The organism is Opitutaceae bacterium (assembly GCA_015075305.1).
Lineage (GTDB): Bacteria > Verrucomicrobiota > Verrucomicrobiia > Opitutales > Opitutaceae > UBA6669.
Genome location: JABTUS010000001.1, coordinates 540,984 through 564,207, shown reverse-complemented (window position 1 = coordinate 564,207; position 23,224 = coordinate 540,984). Strand labels below are relative to the sequence as shown.

Annotated in this window: 20 protein-coding genes; 11 read left to right on the top strand and 9 right to left on the bottom strand. The window is 60.2% G+C overall.

All coding sequences use genetic code 11. The annotated features are described in order from the left end of the window. Positions 1–129: 129 nt before the first annotated feature. On the bottom strand, positions 130–2,913 hold the full coding sequence (locus HS122_02225) for a pyruvate, phosphate dikinase (GenBank protein ID MBE7537215.1): 2,784 nt from the start codon (positions 2,911–2,913) through the stop codon (positions 130–132). Between the two features lie 111 nt (positions 2,914–3,024). Between HS122_02225 and tatC the strand changes: the two genes are divergently transcribed. Beyond that, the gene (gene tatC / locus HS122_02220; GenBank protein ID MBE7537214.1) at positions 3,025–3,930 is read left to right on the top strand and encodes a twin-arginine translocase subunit TatC; all 906 of its coding nucleotides are present in this window, start codon (positions 3,025–3,027) and stop codon (positions 3,928–3,930) included. A gap of 69 nt (positions 3,931–3,999) precedes the next feature. Here tatC and mntR read toward each other — a convergent pair whose 3' ends face one another. The 5 genes from mntR to HS122_02195 all read right to left on the bottom strand — a co-directional run bounded on the left by mntR (position 4,000) and on the right by HS122_02195 (position 6,820). After that, positions 4,000–4,449, bottom strand: a complete 450-nt coding sequence (gene mntR, locus HS122_02215) for a transcriptional regulator MntR (protein ID MBE7537213.1) — start codon at positions 4,447–4,449, stop codon at positions 4,000–4,002. A 40-nt stretch (positions 4,450–4,489) separates the two neighbouring features. After that, positions 4,490–4,732, bottom strand: coding sequence for a hypothetical protein (locus tag HS122_02210; protein MBE7537212.1), 243 nt, complete (start codon positions 4,730–4,732; stop codon positions 4,490–4,492). Positions 4,733–4,974: 242 nt separating this feature from the next. Continuing rightward, the gene (locus HS122_02205; GenBank protein MBE7537211.1) at positions 4,975–5,334 is read right to left on the bottom strand and encodes a hypothetical protein; all 360 of its coding nucleotides are present in this window, start codon (positions 5,332–5,334) and stop codon (positions 4,975–4,977) included. Positions 5,335–5,417: 83 nt separating this feature from the next. Then, on the bottom strand, positions 5,418–6,140 hold the full coding sequence (locus tag HS122_02200) for a hypothetical protein (GenBank protein ID MBE7537210.1): 723 nt from the start codon (positions 6,138–6,140) through the stop codon (positions 5,418–5,420). After that, positions 6,137–6,820: a hypothetical protein gene (locus HS122_02195; protein MBE7537209.1), complete on the bottom strand. Its 684-nt coding sequence runs from the start codon at positions 6,818–6,820 to the stop codon at positions 6,137–6,139. Before HS122_02195 ends, HS122_02200 begins: the two co-directional genes overlap by 4 nt. A 534-nt stretch (positions 6,821–7,354) precedes the next feature. Between HS122_02195 and HS122_02190 the strand changes: the two genes are divergently transcribed. Next, entirely contained in the window at positions 7,355–9,820 is a 2,466-nt protein-coding gene (locus HS122_02190; GenBank protein ID MBE7537208.1) for a glucoamylase, read from the top strand. On the opposite strand, the gene HS122_02185 is transcribed toward HS122_02190, so the two are convergent. After that, positions 9,792–11,258 (bottom strand): putative Na+/H+ antiporter, encoded by a 1,467-nt coding sequence (locus tag HS122_02185; protein MBE7537207.1) that lies wholly within the window; start codon positions 11,256–11,258, stop codon positions 9,792–9,794. The genes HS122_02190 and HS122_02185 overlap by 29 nt on opposite strands. 240 nt (positions 11,259–11,498) lie before the next feature. On the opposite strand from HS122_02185, the gene ald reads away from it, so the two are divergent. After that, entirely contained in the window at positions 11,499–12,593 is a 1,095-nt protein-coding gene (gene ald, locus HS122_02180) for an alanine dehydrogenase (GenBank protein MBE7537206.1), read from the top strand. Between the two features lie 68 nt (positions 12,594–12,661). On the opposite strand, the gene HS122_02175 is transcribed toward ald, so the two are convergent. Next, a complete protein-coding gene (locus HS122_02175) occupies positions 12,662–13,183 on the bottom strand; it encodes a peptidylprolyl isomerase (GenBank protein ID MBE7537205.1) in 522 nt (173 codons plus the stop codon). A gap of 201 nt (positions 13,184–13,384) precedes the next feature. Between HS122_02175 and HS122_02170 the strand changes: the two genes are divergently transcribed. From HS122_02170 to HS122_02145, 6 genes are all read left to right on the top strand, one after another. After that, complete coding sequence (locus tag HS122_02170; protein ID MBE7537204.1) at positions 13,385–13,918, top strand: sigma-70 family RNA polymerase sigma factor; 534 nt, start codon at positions 13,385–13,387, stop codon at positions 13,916–13,918. Beyond that, positions 13,915–14,961 carry a FecR domain-containing protein gene (locus HS122_02165; protein ID MBE7537203.1) on the top strand — a complete coding sequence of 349 codons (1,047 nt, stop codon included), beginning with the start codon at positions 13,915–13,917 and terminating at the stop codon, positions 14,959–14,961. Before HS122_02170 ends, HS122_02165 begins: the two co-directional genes overlap by 4 nt. Before the next feature lie 103 nt (positions 14,962–15,064). Beyond that, positions 15,065–18,247 carry a TonB-dependent receptor gene (locus HS122_02160; GenBank protein ID MBE7537202.1) on the top strand — a complete coding sequence of 1,061 codons (3,183 nt, stop codon included), beginning with the start codon at positions 15,065–15,067 and terminating at the stop codon, positions 18,245–18,247. 15 nt (positions 18,248–18,262) lie between these two features. Continuing rightward, the gene (locus HS122_02155) at positions 18,263–20,188 is read left to right on the top strand and encodes a TlpA family protein disulfide reductase (protein ID MBE7537201.1); all 1,926 of its coding nucleotides are present in this window, start codon (positions 18,263–18,265) and stop codon (positions 20,186–20,188) included. Positions 20,189–20,304: 116 nt separating this feature from the next. Continuing rightward, entirely contained in the window at positions 20,305–20,613 is a 309-nt protein-coding gene (locus HS122_02150) for a nucleotidyltransferase domain-containing protein (GenBank protein ID MBE7537200.1), read from the top strand. After that, positions 20,603–20,947 (top strand): DUF86 domain-containing protein, encoded by a 345-nt coding sequence (locus tag HS122_02145; GenBank protein ID MBE7537199.1) that lies wholly within the window; start codon positions 20,603–20,605, stop codon positions 20,945–20,947. The genes HS122_02150 and HS122_02145 overlap by 11 nt, the downstream gene beginning before the upstream one ends. Before the next feature lie 275 nt (positions 20,948–21,222). On the opposite strand, the gene HS122_02140 is transcribed toward HS122_02145, so the two are convergent. After that, complete coding sequence (locus HS122_02140) at positions 21,223–21,549, bottom strand: multidrug efflux SMR transporter (protein MBE7537198.1); 327 nt, start codon at positions 21,547–21,549, stop codon at positions 21,223–21,225. Between the two features lie 438 nt (positions 21,550–21,987). Here HS122_02140 and HS122_02135 point away from each other — a divergent pair, with 438 nt between their 5' ends. Next, positions 21,988–22,674 carry a PepSY-associated TM helix domain-containing protein gene (locus HS122_02135; GenBank protein MBE7537197.1) on the top strand — a complete coding sequence of 229 codons (687 nt, stop codon included), beginning with the start codon at positions 21,988–21,990 and terminating at the stop codon, positions 22,672–22,674. Between the two features lie 12 nt (positions 22,675–22,686). Next, positions 22,687–23,211 carry a DUF2271 domain-containing protein gene (locus HS122_02130; GenBank protein ID MBE7537196.1) on the top strand — a complete coding sequence of 175 codons (525 nt, stop codon included), beginning with the start codon at positions 22,687–22,689 and terminating at the stop codon, positions 23,209–23,211. Positions 23,212–23,224: the final 13 nt, after the last annotated feature.

Here is a 23,224-nt window from a genome sequence, read left to right as displayed (position 1 = left end):
CCGAATATGGGTGGCAGGAGCGTCCACATGAAATCCATTGTCCATACAAGCTGACAAAAAAGCCCCGCGCTGGTGAAAGCGCGGGGCAGTCATGTGGACAATGTGTTGGAGGCGATCTCCCTGAAGGTCCTATTTCTTTAGGTCCGCGACTGCAGCCTGTGCCGCGGCAAGGCGTGCAACCGGCACCCGATAGGGCGAGCAGGAGACGTAGTTCAGACCCAGCCTGTGACAGAACTTCACGGAGTCTGGATCGCCTCCATGTTCTCCGCAGATGCCGAGCTTGATGTCCGGACGGGTCTGGCGGCCCTTCTCGATGGCGATCCTCATGAGCTGGCCCACACCCGTCTGGTCGACGCTTGCGAAGGGGTTTTTCTTCAAGATCTCAGCCTCCTGGTAGGCGCCGAGGAAGGAACCTGAATCGTCGCGTGACATGCCAAGGGTGGTCTGGGTCAGGTCATTGGTGCCGAAGCTGAAGAATTCCGCGGTGGAGGCGATTTCGTCGGCGGTGAGTGCTCCGCGTGGAATCTCAATCATGGTGCCGACGGAATAGCTGATCTTCTTCCGGGTTTCCTTTTGCACGGCGGCGGCCACCTCGTGGACGAGTGCGACCTGAAGATCGAGCTCCCGTTTGAAGCCGACGAGCGGAATCATGATTTCGGGCTTCGCCTTGAATCCGCCCTTGTTTGCCTCAACCGCCGCTTCAAAGACAGCGCGGGCCTGCATCGCGGTGATTTCGGGGAACTTGATTCCCAGACGGCAGCCACGGAACCCGAGCATTGGATTGAATTCGTGCAGTTCGTGCACCCGATGCATGATCTTCTCGACCGGGATGCCCAGCTTTCGGGCGAGATCCATCTGCTGCTCCTTTGTCTGGGGGAGGAATTCGTGCAGGGGAGGATCCAGGAATCGGATCGTTGCCGGGAAACCCTTGAGCGCCTTGAAGATTCCAAGGAAGTCGGCGCGCTGATAGGGCAGAAGCTTGGCGAGGGCCGCCTTGCGGGCATCCTGCGTTTCAGCGAGAATCATTTCACGCATCGCGTCGATGCGGTCGCCTTCAAAGAACATGTGTTCCGTGCGTGTGAGGCCGATGCCGACCGCACCAAACGCGATCGCGTTCTGTGTCTGCTCCGGCGTGTCCGCATTCGTTCTGACCGAAAGCCGGGTGGCTTGAGAGCACCACTTCATCAACTGGCTGTAATTTCTGAACTTTTCAGTCTTCCTTGCAGCGGCGTCATTGTGGAGAAGCCCGGCGATGATCTCCGAGGGAGCGGTCTTGATCTGGCCGGCATAGACGGTGCCGGAGGTGCCATCGATGGAGAGGAAATCACCTTCATTGAAGGCCTTGCCGTCGACGGACAAGGTCTTCTTGTCGTAGTCCAGTTCCAGGGCGGATGCGCCGCAGACGCAGACCTTGCCCATCTGCCGCGCCACGAGGGCGGCATGGGAGGACACTCCACCGCGCGCGGTGAGAATGCCTTCGGCGGCGATCATGCCGCGGAGATCCTCGGGCGAGGTCTCGATGCGCACGAGCAGCACCTTTTCGCCCTTGTCCGCGGCGGCAACCGCGCGTTCGGCGTTGAAGTAGATCTTGCCTGTGGCGGCTCCGGGTCCGGCGGGAAGACCTGTTGCGATGGCCTGGGCCTTCCTGACTTCCGTGAGATCGAAAATGGGCGCGAGCAACTGCTCGAGCTGGTCGGCGGGGTTGCGCAGGATCGCGGTTTTCCAGTCGATCAACTTCTCCCTGACCATGTCGATGGAGAACTTGAGCGCGGCTGCGGCGGTGCGTTTGCCGTTGCGCGTCTGAAGCATGAACAGCTTGCCTTCCTGGATCGTGAACTCGATGTCCTGAACGTCCTTGAAATGCTTTTCCAGGATGGCGCGCACCTTGAGCAGCTCCGCGTAGGACTTCGGCATTTCCTTCTTCAGGTTGATCACCGGCTCGGGGGTGCGAACACCCGCAACGACGTCCTCGCCCTGCGCGTTGATGAGGAATTCGCCGTAAAACTCATTGGTGCCATTTGCGGGATTGCGCGTGAAGGCGACTCCGGAGCCGGAGGTGTCCCCGGTGTTTCCGTACACCATGGCTTGAACGTTCACTGCAGTGCCCCATTCCGAGGGGATGTTGTACTTGCGACGATAGACAATCGCCCGGTCGTTCATCCATGAACCGAACACGGCGCCCGCTGCTCCGCGCAGTTGGTCCCATGGGTTGGATGGGAAGCCCTTGCCCGTGCGTTCCTTGACGAGATCCTTGAAACGAACGACGAGCTCCCGCTGGTCTTCCGCCGTCAGTTTCGAATCCTCAATGTCAGCGTGGTATTTTTCGTGCTTGTAGGAATGAATGACTGTCTCGAACGGCTCGTGATCCTCGCCCTCGCGCTTTTGGACCCCCAGGACGACGTCGCCGTACATCTGGACGAAACGACGGTAGCAGTCCCACGCGAAGCGGTCATTTTTCGTTGCCGCCGCGAGGGCTAGAACGGTTTCGTCGTTGAGTCCGAGATTGAGGATGGTGTCCATCATGCCCGGCATGGAGTCGCGGGCACCGGACCGCACGGCGACGAGAAGCGGGAATCCCCTGGCGTCGCCAAAGCGGCAGCCCATGATCCTCTCCATATTTCGTATGCCCGCCTCGATCTGCGCCTGAAGCGAGGCCGGATGGGACCTCTTGTTTGCGTAGAAATAGGTGCAAACCTCCGTGGTGATCGTGAAGCCGGGAGGCACGGGGAGGCCGATGCGGGTCATTTCGGCCAGATTCGCGCCCTTGCCCCCAAGAAGGTTTTTCATCGTACCGTTGCCGTCGGCTTTGCCGGCGCCCCAGGTATAGACATACTTTGCATTCTTCGAGGACGCTGCTTTGGCGCCTGCATTGCCCCGAGGGGCAGACTTTTTCGCTTTGGATTTTGCGGCCATAAATGTGGATGTGATGCGTGTTTGGAAATGGATCCGTGTGCGTGTGCACGCGGAGGGTTGAGCCAATACGGCGACAGGGCGGGGTGTCAACGACGCAGGGGAGGCGATGCCATGAAGCAAAAGCTGCCGGCATCCGAGCCGGCCGCGCTACGGGCTAGCCATCCGGCAGAAAGTGTTCAATCTGGGCGGTTCTCTTCCACGGTGAGCCAGCCTACCGATTCATCTTCCGACTCTGACAACGAAACTGAAGCGCCGATCGATCCGCGCGAGAAACCCATGGGGTTTTTTGAGCATCTGGAGGAGCTTCGCTGGACCCTGGTCAAGAGCGCGATAGCCTTTGTGGCGTGCGCCTGCCTCGTCGGCGTCTTCTTGAAGCAGTTCAACCACGTGCTCCTGCAGCCGCTGACCCGGATTGCGGCGGAGTACCCCGACGTCAAGGTTGAATTGGGGACCACCTCCATCATGGAGGGGTTTTCCGTGGTGATCCAGATGTGCACGGTTGGCGGATTGCTGCTGGCGTCCCCCTTCATCGTTTTCTTCTTTGGCCAGTTTGTCTCACCTGCATTGACGAAAAAGGAACTGAAAATGGTGGCGCCGGTCGGGCTGTCGGCAGTCGTCCTGTTTGTCCTTGGATGCTCCTTCAGCTTCTGGCTGCTGGTTCCGAGCACGATCCGGGTGTCGATCGAGCTCAACCAGCTGTTTGGCTTTGCACTGCGATGGACGCCCGCAGCGTACTACAGCCTGCTGACCTGGCTGGTGGCCGGGGTGGGGGCATCGTTTGAATTCCCACTCGTGATTGTGCTGGCGGTGTATATGGGCCTGCTTGAGGTAGCCACGCTGCGCAAGTATCGGCGCCATGCGGTGGTGGGTATTTTCATCCTTGCAGCCGTGGTCACACCAACGCCGGATCCATTCACGCAGACAATGTTTGCCCTGCCACTTTATGCGCTGTTCGAGCTGGCGATCCTTGCAGGTTCGCGGATTTCCAAGCGTCGGGCGGAGGCAATGGAATCCTGACGACATGCCCCGGCGATCCGGAAATGGTTGTGGAGCGAATTGCCTGGATTGCGCGGAGGCGGTTCCCGATCATTTCTCCCGCTGAAAATTTGTCAGCTGCTGCAGGACGCCAGGATTTGCCGCGAGGTAGCGTGACAGTGACTCAATGGCCGAGAATGTCTCCTGGCTGACATGATGCTCCAAGCCCTCGACATCGTGTTCGATGACCGCCTCGGGAAGATTGAGCTGTCGGAGGAAGGTGGTCAGCAATTCGTGCCGATGCGCAATGCGGGTGGCCACCGCCTCACCGGCGCTCGTCAGGACCATGCCCCGGTATTTCTCATACTTGACCAGGCCCTCCGCATCCAGGCGCTGGATCATGGTGGTCACGCTCGCCTGGGAGATCTTGAGCTCCGCCGCGATGTCGACCACGCGGGCATAGCCCTTGCTGCGAATCAGCTCCCGGATCCGTTCGAGATAATCTTCAACCGCCGCTGTGGTTCGCGGCGTTTCGGAGTCGGGCTTGAAGTCATCTGGCACTCAGGCAAATTCGGGTGCCGCGATCACCTGAGTCAACGCGTTACTTCCTCTTCTGCTGGCGCTGCGCCTGCAGGACGACGCGAAACATCTGCAAGGCCAGCCAGAACACTCCGGTTAGGCATGCCGAGCCCAAGGCACCCCAGAGCAGAATCATCTTTGGATCCGTGGAGGGGACATGGGATTCCACAACCCAGAGCATGAGCAGAAAGAATCCGATCACGAGAATGGCATCCACAACCAGACTCACTGCTGTAACGGGAAATTTGGTATCCGGCGAAGACATGCACCGAACATTAGGCTGGTGTCGCCGGCGATGTCCACGACTTTCAACTCACTTAACCGCTCAGTGAAGGCACAGGCCCAGTACGAATTGAATCACCACCCAGGGAAGTCGCTCCCGATCTTCATTCCCGACGAAGCTGAAGCGTCTTTCGATCGCGATCAGCACCGACAGCCAGGGCCAGGGTAAGTTCGAGCTTGTCAAGAGCGGGAACCGTTCCGCGCATCGGTTCGACGAATCCCGCGTCAGGCGAGTCCATCCTTTTCCGGTGAAGGATTGGCCAGCTGATCCTTCCAGCCCAGGATTCTTGCCTGAGCTCCAAAGTGTTCAGCCTTAGCTTTTTCCCCACGCTCCATCCAGATTCGCGACAAGGTTGTATTGATGAAGAGATCGCCCTTGCGAAGGGCAAAGGCTCTTTCCGCAGCCGCAAGCGCGGCGTCGAGGCGGCGCAGTGAAAGGTTGATTTCCGCCGTTGCATGCCAGGCCTCAAAGGAGTCCGGCGAGCAGGCAGTGGCGCGGGCAAGCTTGGCCAGCGCCGTCTCGGTCTCCCCCAATGTGAAATCGAGCGTCGCATCCTCAACCAATGCTTGAACTTTGTCCGTCATGCGCTCCATCTCAGAAGACCATGAGGCCTGAGACAATCCTCGTTTGCCCTCCCGCACGGCAGCGCGGAGGCACGCAGCCTGATTCACTTCTCGGGCCGGAGAGCCTCCAGATCGTGCTGGAGTTCGGCTTGGAGTTTGGAAAGGCGCTCTGTCGCCGCCTTTGATGCCTCTTGCCGCGTCCGCTGGATGTCGCGGCGCTCCTCCGCCTGCTTCTTGATGGCCTGAATGCGTTCGAGCGCCTCGCGATTCTGGGCCGCATAGGACTCAAGGCTGGAGTTCAGAGCCTCACATCGGGCGACCAGACTTTCAAATCGGCCGAGATCGTTGCGAAGACCCTGCATCTGCTCGGTCTTGCTCCGGATCTGTTCGGCGATGCGGGCGGACTGGCTGGCTTTCAGCTTGTCCTCACGAATGATCTTTTCGCACTTGCCCATGGCCTCGGAGGCCTGGCCGAGACCGGCGCGCGCCTCCGCCAGAATGCGGGACGCCTCGGGGCTGAGTTCGGCGCGACGCCTGCCGAGCTCAGCGACACGCGCGCTGTGGTCGAGCAGTTCGCGTTCGGAACTCACGGTGTCCTGCAGCAGGGCATCGGTCCGACGCAGCAGATCCTCGCGCAGATCGGTGGACTGCATGATCGTCGACTTGACGCGTTCCATGGTGCCGTCGAAAAACTCCATCGCGACAACCGTTGCCTTCAATGCTTCGCGCTGTTCCCGCTGCATCTGCTGGTAGGAGGTGACCCCGGCTCCCATCGCAAGAAGCGCGCTGACTGACGAACCTAGGACGACGATGGCCTTCCGGGTCATGGCTTGACTCCCAGTTCGCTCTCGATGCTGCGCGCCTCGCGCTCGAGGGCCATCACGGACTGACGGCTGGTGGCGATGATCTTCTTTGTCTCCTCATCAAGCCTGGCCACGCCTTCGCGATCACTGTTGTCCGCCCGAGCCATCGAGCGAAGCTGCGCCATCAGCGGCATGAGCTCGCGGCGCACGCGGCGCGCGTATTCCCGGACCATCTGCCCCCGGTCGAAGCGGCTGGCCAGGTCGATGGTGCGTGTATTGAGATTCGCGATACGTTCGGAGATGGCGACAAGATCGGCCTGCACACCGGTTTCGATCATGACGACCTGCGTGGGGAAGGAGAACGACTTTGAGATTTGCGCGAGTATCTCATCCGACGTCGGCTCCTTTGCGGACTCGAAGAGGTCGCCACCGATATAGGCCCCGATTTCCTCAAAGATCTTCTCCGCGGGCTTGCCTTCGGGCAGCCGTTCCACGGTGGTTAGCAGCGCGTCATACCGAAGCAGAATCTGGTCGATGGACTTGATGCTCTCCTGAATCTGATCCGCCAGACTTGCCGCGGGAGATTCCGGCGCGACAACGGGAGCGGCCTTGGGCAGTTCAGTCGTTTGCGGCGCGGTGCTGCACGCGCTGAATGACAGGAGCGCGAGACAAGGACAAACTGCGATGATTAGGGACCGGGGCACGGCATGCTCTCACACAGCGCGCAATCGCACCGGGAAAGTTGCGATACAATGTCTGATCCAGGGTGAACTGTCCAGTCACCAAAGGGGTTTACCCTGGAATTGGGGGCAGTATTATTACGCAGGCCGATCTAATGCAAATTGCCGTCATGGTCATCGCCCGCATGACTCCCGGTATGGCTTCGTGCTTGACCGGAAGTGCCTGCCTGTCCGTGCGCACGTCCACTATCACACCCTTGATGGGATGCCGCCTGGGTGGATTCTGATTTTCGATGTTCGCACGAAAATCCGCCGAAGTTGCGGCCGGGAATTTTGGTGGGATGGGATCCGCACTTGCGAAGCAGGAGCAGGCGCTGACGATGCCAGGTCCGAGTGAGAGAAACGCAGTTCGTGGATGGGCATTTACGGTACAACGATGATGCTTCTGTCGGAGGGTGCAGGAAGAGCCGATTTTCAGGATCAGTGTGTATTCGCGACAGATCCCTGGCTGCGCGGGAAGCCTTGCACCCGCGGCTTGCTTCGCGAGCATGGGTGGAGATGAATTCATCCCCGACCTCCCCGGCTTTTGGCGCGCCGGGCATTCACCCGCGTTGGACCTCGAGTGCCAAGGAAGGGCTTGGGACCGCCTATCACACCAGTTGCCGTGTGTGGTTCACGCTCAGTCATGGCATAGTCAACGAGGTCTATTACCCGACGGTCGATCAGCCCAACACCCGCGATCTTCAGTTTCTTGTTTGCGACGGAGAGTCGTTTTGTCACGAGGAGAAGCGCGATCTGGATCACAAGCTCGAGCTGCCCGAACCATCGTGCCCCTTCTACCGGTTGACAAATTCGGATCGGAGCGGGCGCTACCGGGTGATCAAGCATGTCCTTGCCGATCCGCATCGCTCGGTTCTTCTGGTTCACACCAGGCTGGAGATCATCGATCCCGCTTTGCGCGGCAAACTGCGCATCTACGCGCTGCTGGCGCCGCATGTCGGAGGCCGCGGTGCCGGCAACTCCGGCTGGTGTTCCGAGGTCGACGGCAACCAGTTGATTCATGCAGCCCGCGAGCACATGCACCTGGTGATGGGGAGCAGCAGCGGCTTCGTGAGACGCTCGGTCGGCTATGTCGGGGAGAGCGACGGGTGGCGCGACCTCATGGACAATTTCCGCATGGATTGGGAGTTCTCGACGGCAACCGATGGCAACATCGCGCTGATGGGCGAGGTTGGTCTTGATGATGGAGATGAATTCACGATCGCGGTCGCGTTTGGAGGAAGCTCCCAGAACGCGGTCGCGCATCTGATGCAGTCGCTGGCGGAGCCCTTTGAGGCCCATCACAAGGCGTATGTCCGGCAATGGCAGCGAACGGTGATGGATCCGAAGTTCGATCTCAGTGGCTGCACCTCGGATGGCGGGAGCCTGTTTCGCCTGAGCCGGTGCGTCCTTCTCTGCCATGAGGACAAGATGTTCCAGGGAGCCATGGTCGCCTCGATGAGCATTCCCTGGGGTGAGACGAAGGACGACAGGGACCTCGGTGGGTACCATCTCGTGTGGACCCGCGATCTGGTGCAAAGCGCGACAGCGCTGCTGGCGACAGGCCAGACCGGGACTCCCTTGCGCGCTTTGATCTGGCTTGCATCCATCCAGATGTCCGATGGCCGGTTCCCGCAGAACAGCTGGATAAATGGCGAGCCGTACTGGTGCGCGGTGCAGCTTGACGAGATTGCCGCCCCCATGCTTCTGGCGTGGCGGCTGCGGAACAAGGGCACCTCCCTGGGGCGCTTCGACCCCAGCGTCATGATATTCCGTGCGGCGGGTTTTCTCATTCGAAATGGTCCGGTCACGGCGCAGGACCGCTGGGAGGAAAACAGCGGATACTCACCTTCAACACTTGCAACGGTGATCGCCGGCCTGGTGTGCGCGGCGGAGTTTGCGGAAAGTCGCGACCAGCCGGGCACCGCTTCCTTTGTCCTCGATTACGCGGACTGGCTGGCCGCGCATGTCGAGGAATGGACTGTGACGACCTGCGGCGAGTTGGTGGATGGCATCCGCCGCCACTACATCCGCATCAATCCGACCGACCAGCAGGCGCCCGACCCGCATGCGAATCCCGATGTGACCATGCTGGGAGTGGCCAACGGGGGAGGGGTCCATCCGGCGAGAAATGTCGTTGGCGGTGATTTTCTGCACTTGGTGAGGCTCGGCATCCGACCGGCCTCGGATCCCATTGTGCGCGATTCAGTGGAGGTCATCGACCGTGTGCTGAAGCGAGATCTGCCCCAGGGTCCCTGCTGGCGGCGATACAATCACGACTGCTATGGACAGATGGATGATGGGGGCGCCTTTGACGGCACAGGCGTCGGCCGATCCTGGCCGATCCTGACCGGGGAGCGGGGACACTACGAGCTCGCCGCGGGCCGGGATCCGTCCCTCCTCATCACCACGATGGAGCGTTTTGCCAATGTGGGAGGCATGCTCACGGAACAGCTTTGGGACGACGACGATCTGCCGGGTGCGCACATGCGGCGTGGCCGGCCGACGGGAGCGGCGATGCCGCTGTGCTGGTCCCACGCGGAGTACATTTCGCTCGTGCGCAGTGCGAGCGACGGGGTCTGCTTTGATCGCATCGAGCCCGCCTACCAGCGTTATGTCGTCAGGCGGGCGAGGAACCCGTGTGAGTTCTGGAGTCACCGCCATCCCATCCGCTGCATGCCTGCGGGAAAAATTCTCCGAATTGTGGTGCTGGCTGAGGCGGCCGTGATCTGGACGACTGATGGATGGGCCAGTAACCATGCTGTGGATGCAGCGCGATTTCCATCGCTGGATCTGTGGTCAGCGGACCTTTCAACGGACAGCCTTGCGGCTGGCGCGACCGTCGAGTTCACCTTCCACTGGAAGGCTGATGATCGATGGGAGGGCCGCAACTTCTCCGTCGCGCTTGTCGATGCAGGTCCTGGTGAGGAAACGCCTGCACCCGCTCCCGCGGTCCCTACCGGAAAAGGAAAAACACGGCGCTGATGACCAGGGTGGGGACAAGCGCCCCCAAAAAAAGTCCCAGCGGCTTGACCCCCGTTGGGAAGTGCTTCTGCAGGATGTTCTGTCCAGCCGGATTCGGCGCGTTGGCGATGACGGTGAGTCCTCCACCCGTCACTGCGCCGGTGACCACGGCATACTTCAGGGGCTCGGTGAAATCGGGCACAAGCGTTGCCAGATAGGTGATGGCGGCATTGTCGTTGAACGCCGTCAGCACCGCGGCCCCGGCGAAGAGCGAGGCCTCGTCCAGGCTTTTCAGCACGGGCTCGATCCACCAGCCCTGCAGTCCGCCGTGAATGACGAGCCCGGCGAGGAAGAAGCCAACGAGCAGAGGGGCGCGCAGCTCGAGGCGGCTCTGGTGGTGTGCGGTGGCCTGGCTGAAGGCGAGGAAGAAGAGAAACGCACCGAGGAAGAACGGAGGGTGGTGTGCGGTCGCCACGCAGAATCCCATGAACAGGAGATGGACGAGGGTGATCCATGCAGGGATGGGAGCGCGCCTCTCATCGTGATCCGCCGCCTCGGGGCGGGCCGTGCGGTCGAGTGATCGGAGCTCGCGGCGGAACACGAGGTAGAACAGCGTGGTGCCGGCAAGAATCCCCACGAGCGCTTTCCATCCCACGTGTTCGAGCATGAAGGCGGTGTCCCAATTCCAAGGCCCGGCAACCATCAGCACGGGAGGGGCTGCGAAATGGGTGAGCGTGCCGCCGACGGATACATTCACGAACAGCAGTCCGATCGTGGCATAGGCCAGCCGCGGCGAAGGATTCCGTGCGTAGAACTGCTTTGAAAGGAGAAGCGCGGCAATGGTCATTGCGGCCGGTTCGGTGATGAAGGATCCGAGGAGGGGGGCGACAATGAGAACGGAAAGCCACCAGGCGCCGACACGGTGTCCACCGAGCCCCGCGAGCTTCGCCAGGCATTGCTCGGCAAACCGAAGCACCGGACGCGTGCCGGCAAGCGCCATGATGACAAAAACAAACATCGGTTCGGTGAAGTTGACCCGATGGCTGAGGTAATCAGTCGCTGCGTCCCGGCCATGAGTGGCGCTGATCGCGACGAGCAACGCGATCGCCCACAACCCGAAGACCGCCTCGACTTCGCCAAGAAAGTGAAGCACCTGTCCCTTGAAGCTCACGGGATCCGCTATGCCATCCTCATTGTGGTCCGAGGTGCGGTTGGACCGACCGATCGCCTTGAGATGAGCCGCGTTGACCCGGTGTGACCAGTGTTGAAAGCGCGATGCGGCGAACGTGTGGAGAATCGCCAGGAGGAAGATGCCTGTGGCGACGGCATTGAGCGGATCGGCCTGAATACGATGCGCCAGCAGGCTCCACAGGCCCGCTCCCGCTGGATCGGCGTAATCCGATAGTGGTCTTGGGATCACCGGGTTGGTCGCCAATGTCGCTAACAGGGAAAAGGGCATGAAAGTGTTGGGAGTCGCATTCGGATTTGTCGCGTCCTTGGTGCGTGGGCGGATCCGTGGTGTTGTGTTTCCACTTTGCGGGGCCTGTCCGGATGATGGCAAGGTTGGACCCTGCGTGCTTCGAGCTGCGCTTGGAGCGTCGGTTGTATCATGGCATCCGCACGATGGCAGCCTTCTGCATTGAGAAGCGGACGCCCCCTGTGGGATTGCATCGGGACGACTGCCTGCCAGACTCTCGTCATGGTCATTGGCGTGCCGAAGGAAATCAAGGACGGGGAGACCCGCGTGGCCTTGACGCCGAGTCTTGCCCGCCGATGCGTGTCGATGGGTGCGACAGTGCTGATGGAGCGCGGGGCGGGGCTGTCCGCGGGATTTGTCGATGCGGAATATCGGCATGCCGGGGCGGAGATTGTGTCCGGCGCGGCCCGTGTCTGGAAAGGCGCGGATCTCGTGTTGAAGGTCAAGGAACCGCTGCCATCCGAGTACACACGGCTTCGGGAGGGCCAGGCGTTGTTCACGTACCTGCACCTTGCCGCGGGGCCGGAGCTCACTCGAGTCCTCCTGGCGCGTCGAATCCTCGGAATTGCGTATGAGACGGTTGAGGCGCAGGATGGCACGCTGCCCCTGCTGAAGCCGATGTCACAAATCGCCGGACGTCTCGCGATCCAGATCGGCGCGTATTTTCTTCAATCCCAGAATGGCGGTTCGGGTGTGCTGCTTGGAGGGATTCCCGGGACGGCCCCCGGGCACGTGGTCATCGTTGGCGCGGGAAACTCAGGGGCTCACGCGTGCCGCATGGCTTCCGGCATGGGTGCGCGGGTGACCATTCTCGATCTGGACACCCGGAAACTTGAACTCATCGAGGAGGAATACGGCGGACGTGTTGTCACCCTGCTGTCCAATCCGTCCAATATCGAGGCATCCGTGGCATCGGCTGACCTCCTGATCGGCGCGGTTTTGATCCCCGCGGCGAAGGCGCCGATTGTTGTGCGCAAGGCCGCGGTGGCCTCCATGCGTGCCGGAAGCGTGGTTGTGGACATTGCCGTGGACCAGGGAGGCTGCGTGGAGACGATCCGTCCGACATCGCATCACGAGCCCACCTATCGGCATCGCGGAGTGGTGCACTATGCCGTCCCGAACATGCCGGCGCTGGTCGGCCGGACTTCGACGATCGCTCTGACCCAGGCGACGGAGCCGTTTGTCCTGAAGCTTGCGCAACAGGGGGTGCAGCGAGCCCTGGAGGAACATCGTGGCCTGGCGAAAGGAGTGAACACCCGGGAGGGAAGAATCACCAATCTCGCGGTCGCGAAGGCGCTGGAAGCGGCCTCCGCTTGATGCAGGCTGAACCGGGTCCGCCCCTTGACCGGGATCAGGAGAAGAGCGGATTCAAGGGCGCCGTTGGATCAGGCCGCTGCTGGAACTATCCGGACTGATTTCACCTCAATGCGTTCGATCGGCGTGCTTTTCTCTCCACCGCCACCGGACTTTGTCGGCACGGATGCGATTTTTTCCAGCACGTCGTCGCCGCTGATGAGCTCGCCGAAGGCAGTGTACTGCCTGTCGAGAAAACGGGCTTCGCCGTGGCAGATGAAAAACTGGCAGCCTGCGGAATTCGGGTCCGACGCGCGGGCCATCGAGATGACTCCGCGCACATGGGGCTTTGCATTGAATTCGGCCTTGAGCTTGTAGCCGGGATCGCCGGTGCCCGGCATGCCGCGTGCACCCTCCTTTGTATTCGGACAGCCGCCCTGGATCATGAATCCCTTGATGATGCGGTGGAATGCGGTGCCATCGTAGAAACCCTCCCGGGCGAGTTTCTTGAAGTTCTCGACCGTCTTTGGGGCGACGTCGGACCAGAACGAAAGGGTCATTTCCCCGTGGCTGGTGGTGATGATGGCGTTTTCAGGCGCGATGGGAGTGCTCATGGAAAACGATCAGCAAGCGTCCTCCGCCCAAAAGGTGCAAGCCAGCTTTGATTTGCGGCAAGGCGTGAGGTTTTTGCCATAAGAGCAGGTCGCTCCACCAACACGGTTTCTTTAGTGTATTTTCCTTCCTGCCACGTCTAGTCTGCTGATGGTCAGAAATTTGATCTGCGCCATCAACCATACTCAACCCGACCTCTCTTCGTGCCTCCACAGGATTCAGAGCAAAGCCGTTGGTTCGAGACGCATCTGCGTCCGTACGAGCCCATGCTTCGCGCCTGGCTGCAGAGTCGCTTCCCCCGAGCCGAGCCTGACGACATCCTGCAGGAGGCTTACCTGCGCGTATTGCAGGCCCGGGAAAAGGAGCCAATGCAGTCGCCAAAGGCTTTCCTGTTTGCGGTGGCGCGCAACCTGGCTCTCGATCAGGCCCGGCACCGGCAGGTTGCACGCGAGAACGACCGGGCGCAAATTGAGGATTTTGACATCTGTGACGAAACGGCCGACGTCAGTGAAAGCGTTGCCCGTAATCAGGAACTCGAACTCCTGACCGCCGCCATTCAGTCCCTGCCTGACCGCTGCCGCCGGATTTTCACGCTGCGCAAGGTTTATGGCCTGTCCCAATCGGACATTGCGGGAAAGCTGGGTGTGTCCACCCACACGGTTTCTGCGCAGCTTACGATCGGCGTGCACAAATGCACGGAGTACATGAGCCGCTTTCGGAAGGAGCGAGAAACATGAATCCGCACGATATGCATTGCCATTCTCCGGATGATTACCGCCGCATCGACTGCGAGGCGGCCGGCTGGCTTGTCAGGCAGGACCTTGGATTCACGCCTGAAGACCAGGACGCGTTTTTTCAGTGGCTGGCCGCCGATCCGCGACATGGCGAATGGTTCAGCCGTCACCGGCAGACTTGGAATGAGTTCAATCGCCTCGCAGAGTGGAAACCGGAGCATAGCACCGAACCCAATCCCGATCTCCTCGCCCGGCCACGGACGGAAACTCCGATCCTAAGATGGGCGCGGTTTGGGGGACTCGCGGCCGCCGCCGGGTTTGCCGTGGCAGTATTGTGGAAACAGCCGTGGAGTCGACCGACCCTGGAGGCGGCCCCGACTGTGCTGATTGCCAAGGGATACGAGCGTCGGGTGCTGGAAGATGGGTCTGTCGTGGAACTCAATGACGGTGCCCGAATCGAGGTTGCCTATTCCACCGGTGAGCGTCGGGTGCGGCTCGAGCAGGGGGAGGCCAGTTTCACTGTCGCCAAGAACCCTGATCGCCCATTTGTCGTCCGCGCCGTCGGTGTGGATGTGCGGGCAGTCGGAACGGTGTTCAATGTCCGCCTGGGCGAGGGTGCGGTTCATGTTTTGGTCACTGAAGGCCGCGTGCGTGTTGACGATGCGGTTTGGGGCACATCGGTGCTTGCACAGACAACGGCGGGCGATACCCCCATGCTCGCGGCCAACGAGCAGGTGACGATTCCCCTGGGCCCGCCTGCTCCGGTTCCGGTGGTGGCCGTGACCGGCGAGGATATCGCACGGCAGCTGGCCTGGCTTCCGGAATTGCTCGAGTTCAACGCCACGCCGTTGGGTGAGGTGGTCGCAGCTTTCAACAAGCGCAACCGGATCCAACTCACGGTGGAGGATGAGGCGCTGCTTCAGATGCCCATTGTTGCATCCTTCCGTTCGGACAACGTCGAAGGATTTGTGCGATTGCTTGAGTTGACCGCAGGCATGAAGGCGGATCGCACGGGCGACACGATTGCCCTGCATGCGGCGCGCTGAGCGTGGTGGTGCCGGCGACAACCGGCAAAAAATCTTTTAGTGTGATTTTTCCATGAAGGCGTCTTGGAGACGACGCGTCTTGGAGACGACACTTCATCAAACCATGACATTCCGCCCCACCCCCATCGGGAGAGCGCTGCTCTCCTTCGGCTTGGTCCTCTGCGCGCTCATGCCGCACCTCCGCTCTGCGGAAGCGCCCAAACGGAGTTTCGATGTTCCCGCCGGCGAGGCGGCCGCCACGCTCAAGCAGGCCGCCAGGCAGGGTGGGGTGGAGATCATGTTTCCTGCGTCGACCGTGCAGGGGGTGATCACCAATGCGGTGAAAGGCGAACTTTCCGCCCACGAGGCGCTCATCCGTATGCTTGACCAGACCGGCCTGGCGGTCGTGCAGGACCGGAAGACTGGTGCCTTTGCTGTAAGAAGGAGCGCGGATCCAAATGTCCCAGGGACAGCACAGGATCGGGCCAGTGATGGCCTTGGGAAGGAGTCTGACTTTTCAGATGGAAAATTCGTCCTCGACAAGGTCGAGATTACAGGCAGCCGCGTGGACGGCCTGATCAACAAGGGCCTTCTTCCCACAGACGAGGATGCTCCGCTGCACTATGATGTCATCAGCAGACAGGATATTGAGCGGATGGGTGCGACGAATATAGAGGAAGTCTTCCGCAACGTCCCATCCATAACAACCTACAGCACCCCCAATCAAGAGGCGTCGGTTGTACAGATCGTCGGTTCCAGCAGTCTGTCGTCAAACCTGCGCATGCGCGGGTTTGATGCCAATCAAACCACGGTGTTGATCAACGGCCGCCGGATCGCCCGCTCCTCCTTTCCGAACCTTGTGGGCAGCTCCAGCGGTGACCTGACTCGAATCCCTGTCAGCGCAATCGAGCGAATCGAAATCCTTCCATCGTCCGGATCCGCCATGTATGGTGGTGGCGCAATCGGCGGTGTGATCAACGTCATTCTGCGCAAGGACTACAGCGGTCGCGAACTGACTTTGAACATGGGGCGCAGCACCGATGGCGGATCAACTCTGTGGGGTCTCAATTACCTGCAGGGTTTCTCGCTGCTCGGAGGGCGCACGTCGGGCACGTTGACAATCAACTACCAGGATCGTGGTCCGCTGAGTTTCGCGCAGCGCAGGGGGATGCTGGACCGGGCGCTCCAGCGCTTGAGCACCGAGGCTGCCATCGGCAGCTTTACCCAGATGCCGGGTGTCATACGATTGAGCAGCGCCACCGGCGAACTTGGAATTCCCGGAGCTCCAGGTGTGCGCTATGCTCTTGTGCCCTCCGGGCTGACGCCGACTCAGGCCAATGCGCTGACTCCCGCCTCTTTTGTCGCGACCGCCGGTCAGTTCACGCCGACATTTGACCGCTATCAGGACAATTTCATCTACACGCCATCGAAGATGTTCTCCTTCAGCGCGACGGCCGAGCATCAACTCGTGCGCGAGCGAATCACGCTCTACACGGAATTCACATTCACACGAAACAGTCAGGATATCCACAATCCAAAGTTCTTCGGCACAGGGACAACCCTCACTCTCTCGGCGACACACCCGTTCAACCCTTTTCGCACTGGAGTGACTCCAGGCTTTGTCGGGCGCAATGTCGTTCTGAATGTGCTGCCGATAGATCTGCGCGACAGCTCCACCAAGATGCAGAGGGACTCCTACCGGGGAGTCGTTGGCGTCAAGGGACGTCTCGGAGACCGGTGGGAATGGTCGGTAGACGGCACATCGGAAGTCACCGTGATTGAGGGCGACTCACAGGTTGGCGCCGACAACATCATCCTGGCTTCCTATTTCGCGAGCACGATCAATCCGTCGACCTTCGCACAGCGCTGGGCGCTCTACAATCCGTTTGTCGATCACAACACCCAGCCTGTCGACGAGAGCGTCAATCAGGACTATTTCAATGTCATTGGCCGACAGCGCTACTGGCAATATGCCTCAAACCTGATCGCCAGGCTCACGGGTGACGTGACGGACTGGCGTGCGGGGACGATCAAGGCGTCCGCGGGAGTGGAATCCTACTGGTGGCAGTATGAGGGGAAACGACCCTACGACATGCGCCAGCCATTGATCGATATCATGGGAGGAAGGGACAATCTGAGCAGGAACATCGCGTTTTTGAAGCAAGGCAGGCGCACGGACGCCATTTTCGGCGAGATGATCGTCCCGATCTTCAGCAGATTGTGGCGACCTCTGCCCATCCATTCGCTCGATCTCAATTTGAGCGGGCGTTATGAGGACGCAAATGATTCAAAGTCGGCCACAACAACCGCCGCCGCGATTCGCATGGGCATCACCCAGGACCTGACGTTGCGTCTCTCACGCACGCAGGGTTTTTTTCCCCCGGAACAGAACAATCTCTATCTCTCAGATTACGCCTTTGGCACCTCGGTCACGAATACGTTCACTTTCACCGATCCGCGTCGAGGTGGACTGCAGCAGTTGAACGTTCCTTTGACGAATACCTCCGGTCCCAATCCTGGCCTGCGACCTGAGACGTCGACGTCCGACAACCTTGGTGTCATTCTGAGTCCGCGGTTTGCGAAGGGCCTGCGTCTTTCTCTGGATTTCTGGCGCACCAAGAAGGTCGATGCCATCCGCGCTCCAACGCTGCAGCAGATCCTCGACAACGAGAAGTTTTTCCCGGATCGCATAACCCGCGGGCCGAATCTTCCCGGCGACCAGCCGGGGTGGGCGGGCCAGGTGACAGGCACTGATCTTCGGTTCATCAACTTTTCCCGAATTCAGACCCGCGGTGTCGATGCGCAGGTTACGTGGAACATGGATGCCGGCCGCTTTGGGCAGTTTACATGGCGCGGAACCGGGACCTACACAAAAGATTTTCTCACCGCGATCACTCCACTGACTCCAGCGATAGACAGTATTGGCACCACTGACGGTGGGCTGCGGTGGCGCGGGAGTGGTTCGCTTTTCTGGGAGAAGAACAGTTGGACCGCGGGGGTCACTGGGCGCTACACGGATTCCTACAAGACCAATACCACGTCGCCTTCACCGGCGTTTCCCAATGCCACCGGAATCGATGGTCGGCATATCGGCAGTGATCTCGTCTGGGACGTTCAGCTTGGCTACAGGGTCGCTTATCGTGCGGACGCGCGTGGCTGGAAGGGTTTCTTCACTGGCACCCACTGGATACTCAATGTCCAGAACATCCTCAATCGCATGCCGCCTTGGAATTCCAGTGGTTTCTACAGCCGCTATTCGGACCCGCGGATGCGTTATGTTTCCCTCCAAATCAAGAAGTCCCTCTAAACTCCGTCGATTCTCATGAAAGCCACACTCCACGCTATTGTTCTGGGACTACCGCTTTTCATCGGGTGTTCCGCCTTTGCCCAGAAACCGGCCCTCAACCCGGTTGCGTCGGCGTCATCGGCCGACGCCGACTACGCGGCCTGGCAGATTGTCCAAAGGCAAGGCCCGTCGTCCGAGGGAAAGCGCAGCCGAACGAAGGAACAGGTCGATCAGTTTTGGCGGGAGAAGGCTGCTGAAATGGACGCACTGGCTGAGAAGTTTGTTGTGGATCATCCCGACGATGGCCGGCGATGGGAGATCATGCTGCGATCCATCCAGATGGCGCGCTGGCGAAACCATGAGAGTGCGGCTGCCAAGCGTGTCGCCGACAACCGAAACCTTGAACGCTTGCGTACTATCATGGCGGTGCCTGGAATTCGCCCGGATCTGGCGGAACAGGCGCATGCAACGCTCGTCCAACTCTCACTCGAACAGTTTCGGGAGGACCAATTGGCGGGACGCGCATTCGATGGCGCCGCAATTCAGGCCATTGTGGATGGATTTGCCAGTCGCCATCCCTCCTCACGGATGAGAGCCTCCCAGGAGCGTGCCTTGCTCAATCTGCTTGAGAACGCGGATTCGCCCGCCGCAGTTTCACGAATGCAACGGCTGGTGGCGGAACGCGACAAGAACCAGGAAGTCGCCGATCTCGCGGCGGCTTTGCTCGACAAGGCCGGGCATCTGGGCCGCACGCTGGAGATGAAGTTCACGTCCGCCGATGGACGCGAGGTCGACTTGGAGAAATTGCGCGGCAAGGTTGTGCTGGTGGATTTTTGGGCAACCTGGTGCGGCCCCTGCATGAATGAGATGCCCAACGTAAAAGCCGCCTATGCAAAATACCGCGACAAAGGCTTCGAGGTGATTGGAATCTCGCTTGATGGCGGTGGCATTACCAAGGGCATTCAGTCAGGAGTGAAAACCCGCGAGGACTTTCTGGCATTCCTGAAGCGCGAACAGATGCCCTGGCCTCAACATTTCGACAATCTTGGATGGAAGAATGAGTTTGCGCAAAAATTCCGGATCAAGGGCATTCCCGCGGTTTTCCTCCTGGACAGATCGGGACGGGTGATCGCAACCGAGCTCCGAGGCGAGGCTTTCGATGTGGAGATTGGAAAAGCCGTTGCTGCTGTCACCGGAGACGCGGGAGCGGCGCGATCGTCAACAGCGGCGTCGTCCGGGGTGTCGGCTTCGGCGGAGCAGGAAAAGACGGAGTGGACGGAATTTGCCAGGGACTTCCGTGCCGCGTCGCAGGCGATGAAAGCTGGACAGGCGGTGGATTGGTCGGCGTTTGTTTCCAGCTTCGATGCGCATGTTTCCCGGTTTGCAGCCATGGACATTGTCGCGAGTCGCGCATCTGATTATCTCGGCGCGCTTGAACGCAATCAGCCAGGCAGCAGTGGCAGGGTGTGGGAGCACCTGCTCACAGCTCCCAACGCAGCCTTGCGCGCGAGGGCTGGGGAACGCCTCAAATTCATGGAACTGCTTAGCCGGCCATTGGATATCGCCTTCACTGCCGTCGATGGCCGCAAGGTCGATCTCGCAAGCCTGCGGGGCAAGGTCGTGCTTGTCGACTTCTGGGCGACCTGGTGTGGCCCGTGCATCGCTGAGCTGCCAAATGTGAAAAAGGTGTATGGCGCCTACCACGACAAGGGCTTTGAGATCGTCGGCATCTCGCTGGACCGGGCGGGAGACAGGCAGAAGCTGATCGATTTCACCAACAGCGAACACATGCCATGGCCCCAGCATTTCGATGGACAGTACTGGAAAAACGAGTTTGCCGTGCGCTATGGCATTCGTGCGATTCCAGCCATGTTCCTCCTCGACCAGAGCGGCAAGGTTGTCGCAACCGATGCACGCGGAGAGAAGCTGGAGGCCGAGGTGAGGCGGCTGTTGAAGTTGTAGTGTGGGGGCTGGCTGATCTCAGTTGCGGATGCCGGGATGTTGCCGTGATAGAGGAAGGGCAGCACGCTTTGCCTGTCTCTTGACCCCGCGAATGGACCGGTTTATGGATCCACGCAATGAACCCGCTCCTCATATCTCGCGGCAAGGAAGTTGCTGCGGCCTGCAGGCGCTATGCCGTGGAGCGGCTGGAGGCATTTGGTTCAGTGACGCGTGCTGACTTTGACGAGGGGACGAGCGATATCGATCTGATAGTCCGTTTCAGCGCGTCCGATCAACCGGGTTTGGCCGATCGATACTTCGACCTTGCGGAAACCTTGGAAGGCATCCTGGGCAGACGGGTGGATCTTGTGACTGAGCGCTCGTTGAGGAACCCTGAATTCCTGAGGAGCATCGCAGCGGATCGCGTCACGGTCTATGCGGCCTGAGACCACCAAGCGTCTGGCCGATGCTCTTGCAGCCTGCGAGGCGATTGCCACGTTCACACAGGGACTGGACTTTGGCGGATACTCGAGCAGCACGTTGGTCCGCTCAGCGGTCGAGAGGCAGTTCGAAATCATCGGAGAAGCACCGGGTCGGGTGGTTCGCGATGACGCGTCGATGGTGCGAACAGTGCCCGAAATTCGACGCATCGTTGGATTGCGCAATCGTTTGATCCACGGCTACGATTCGGTGGACGACCAGATCGTGTGGGACCTGGTGAAGACAAAACTGCCAGTGCTGTCCGCTGATTTACGAAGGCAGTTGATGCCAAAAACGTGACGGTTCAGGAAGGCTCCACGCAGTCCGGCATCCCGCTGGAGCCGCGATCGGGCCTCGACAATTTCAGGCTGAGCGAGTCCAGGCTAGAGTATCCATATGCCCAATACGCCGAGCGCGAGCAGGACCGCGATCCAGGCAAGCATCCTTTTCTCCTGCCGGGTGAGACTGAAGAGCATGGGTAAGGCTGGGCTGCGTGGATGAATCTGCTGAAACGGGAGGAATCGACAGACTTCATACCCGGCATCGCGTCAAGTGCGCTCGATGCCCGGTTCGGGTCATTGCGACGGAGTCGTCAGCCGGAGTCCGATGATGGATACTATGAGCATGCCCAGGAAAAGCCCGCGACTTGGGGAGAGGACTTCTCCATGGAGAAAGATGGCGACTATGGCGGTGCCAGCTGCGCCGATTCCCACCCAGACCGCATAGGCGGTGCCGACCGGCAGGTGCTTCACGGCAAGGGCAAGCAGGAACATGCTGGCGGAAAGCGATCCCAGGAAAAACAGCGTTGGCCACAGGCGGGTGAAACCGGCTGTCGACTTGAGACTTGAGGCCCAGCAGACTTCGAGCAGGCCGGCGGCGATCAGGATGAGCCAGGATTTCATGCGGCGAGAGTAGGCTTGTCATGCGTCGTCTTGCGAATCCGGGTACGGCGCGTCTCGTCCGGGTGGCTGAACCACGTGAAGGATTGGTGGGGAATCAGCCACTCGCAGGACTGTCAAGGTTGTGCGATCAAACACCTTTGAGCATTGCTCTCTGGGGTGGCAAAGGCGACTCATGAGACAAAGTCTCAAAAAATCTTGACCTAGATAATGAGCCTCAGTCTCATTTTGTTTCACATGCACGAAGCGAATCGTAAATTATGGGATGGTAGACATATGCGGCCAAGTGTGGTCGCTGAAGCTACCACTCCAGTCGCTGGCATGGACGGGTTTCCCGGTTGAGCGGCCAATGATCGATCTCCGGTCCATGGATTCTCTTTCGTCATGCCCGAGCTCGCGCCGGTCGATCCGGATGCGCGGGAACATTCGATTCAAACTGACATGAGTCGAGTGGACATTGTTGAACCGGCGACTGCGAAAAAACCCGCCGAAGCTGCGCCCGGCAGGGGGGCGGGTCGCGGATTTTGGATCAAGCAGTTCTACCTGTGGCATTGGGTGAGCGGCGCGTTTGCACTCGCGGCGATGATCTTTTTCGCCGCCACGGGCATCACGCTGAATCACTCGGCGAGTTTTAGCACCAAGCCGCATGTCACACAGACTGAGGCCAGGCTTCCTGACGATCTGCTCTCGAGCATCGCTTCGGACTCAGGCACGTCGGCCAAGGGGAGGCGGGTCGTTCCCGTCCAAGTGCGGGACTGGCTGCGTGAACACTTCGATTCCGATCCTGGTGCGCGGATGGTTGAGTGGTCGGAAGACGAAATCTATATCGATCTTCCCCGGCCTGGCGGCGACGGCTGGCTGACGATCGACAGGGCGACGGGAAATATCCACCGCGAGATCACCACGCGCGGTGTGGTTGCCTGGCTCAATGATCTGCACAAGGGCCGCCACACGGGAGGAGCGTGGATCCTGTTCATGGACTTCTTTTCGGTGGTGTCGGTCGTGTTCTGTGTCACTGGACTGGTACTGCTCGTGGTGCACGCGTGGCGCCGTCCGATGACCTGGCCGGTGGTCCTGGCGGGCATCGTTCTCCCCGTCATTCTCATCATCTTTTTTCTGCATCTTTAGCCTGCGCCTTCCATGTCCTCGCCTGCCTTGTCACGCCTTGCATCCCGTATTGCCCCCGGGCTTGCCTGCACGGTCGCCACATCGGCGGCGGCGCAGCTTGTCGCCACCGTGGAGATTCCCCAGTTGGACGTCGCCGAGTACCACCGGCCGTATGTCGCCCTCTGGATCGAGGGTCCGGATCGCGCCTTCATCAATGTGGGTGTCTGGTACGATGTGGAGATGAAGAAGGACGAGGGCGAAACCTGGCTCAAGGACCTGCGTCAGTGGTGGCGCAAGGCGGGCCGGGAACTCGATCTGCCCATCGACGGACTCAGCGGGCCCACCCGCCCCGTGGGCGTGCACAAGGTGGAGATTCCAAGCGCGATTGTCGCGAAGCTGGCTGATGGCGACTATTCGCTCTATGTCGAAGCCGCGCGTGAGGTGGGCGGACGCGAGGTTGTGCGGGTGCCCTTTGCGATTTCCAAGACTGCCAGAATCGATGTCGCGGCCAAGGGCGTACGCGAACTCGGTGCCGTCACGCTTCGCCAGGTTGATTGACCCATTGTCCACT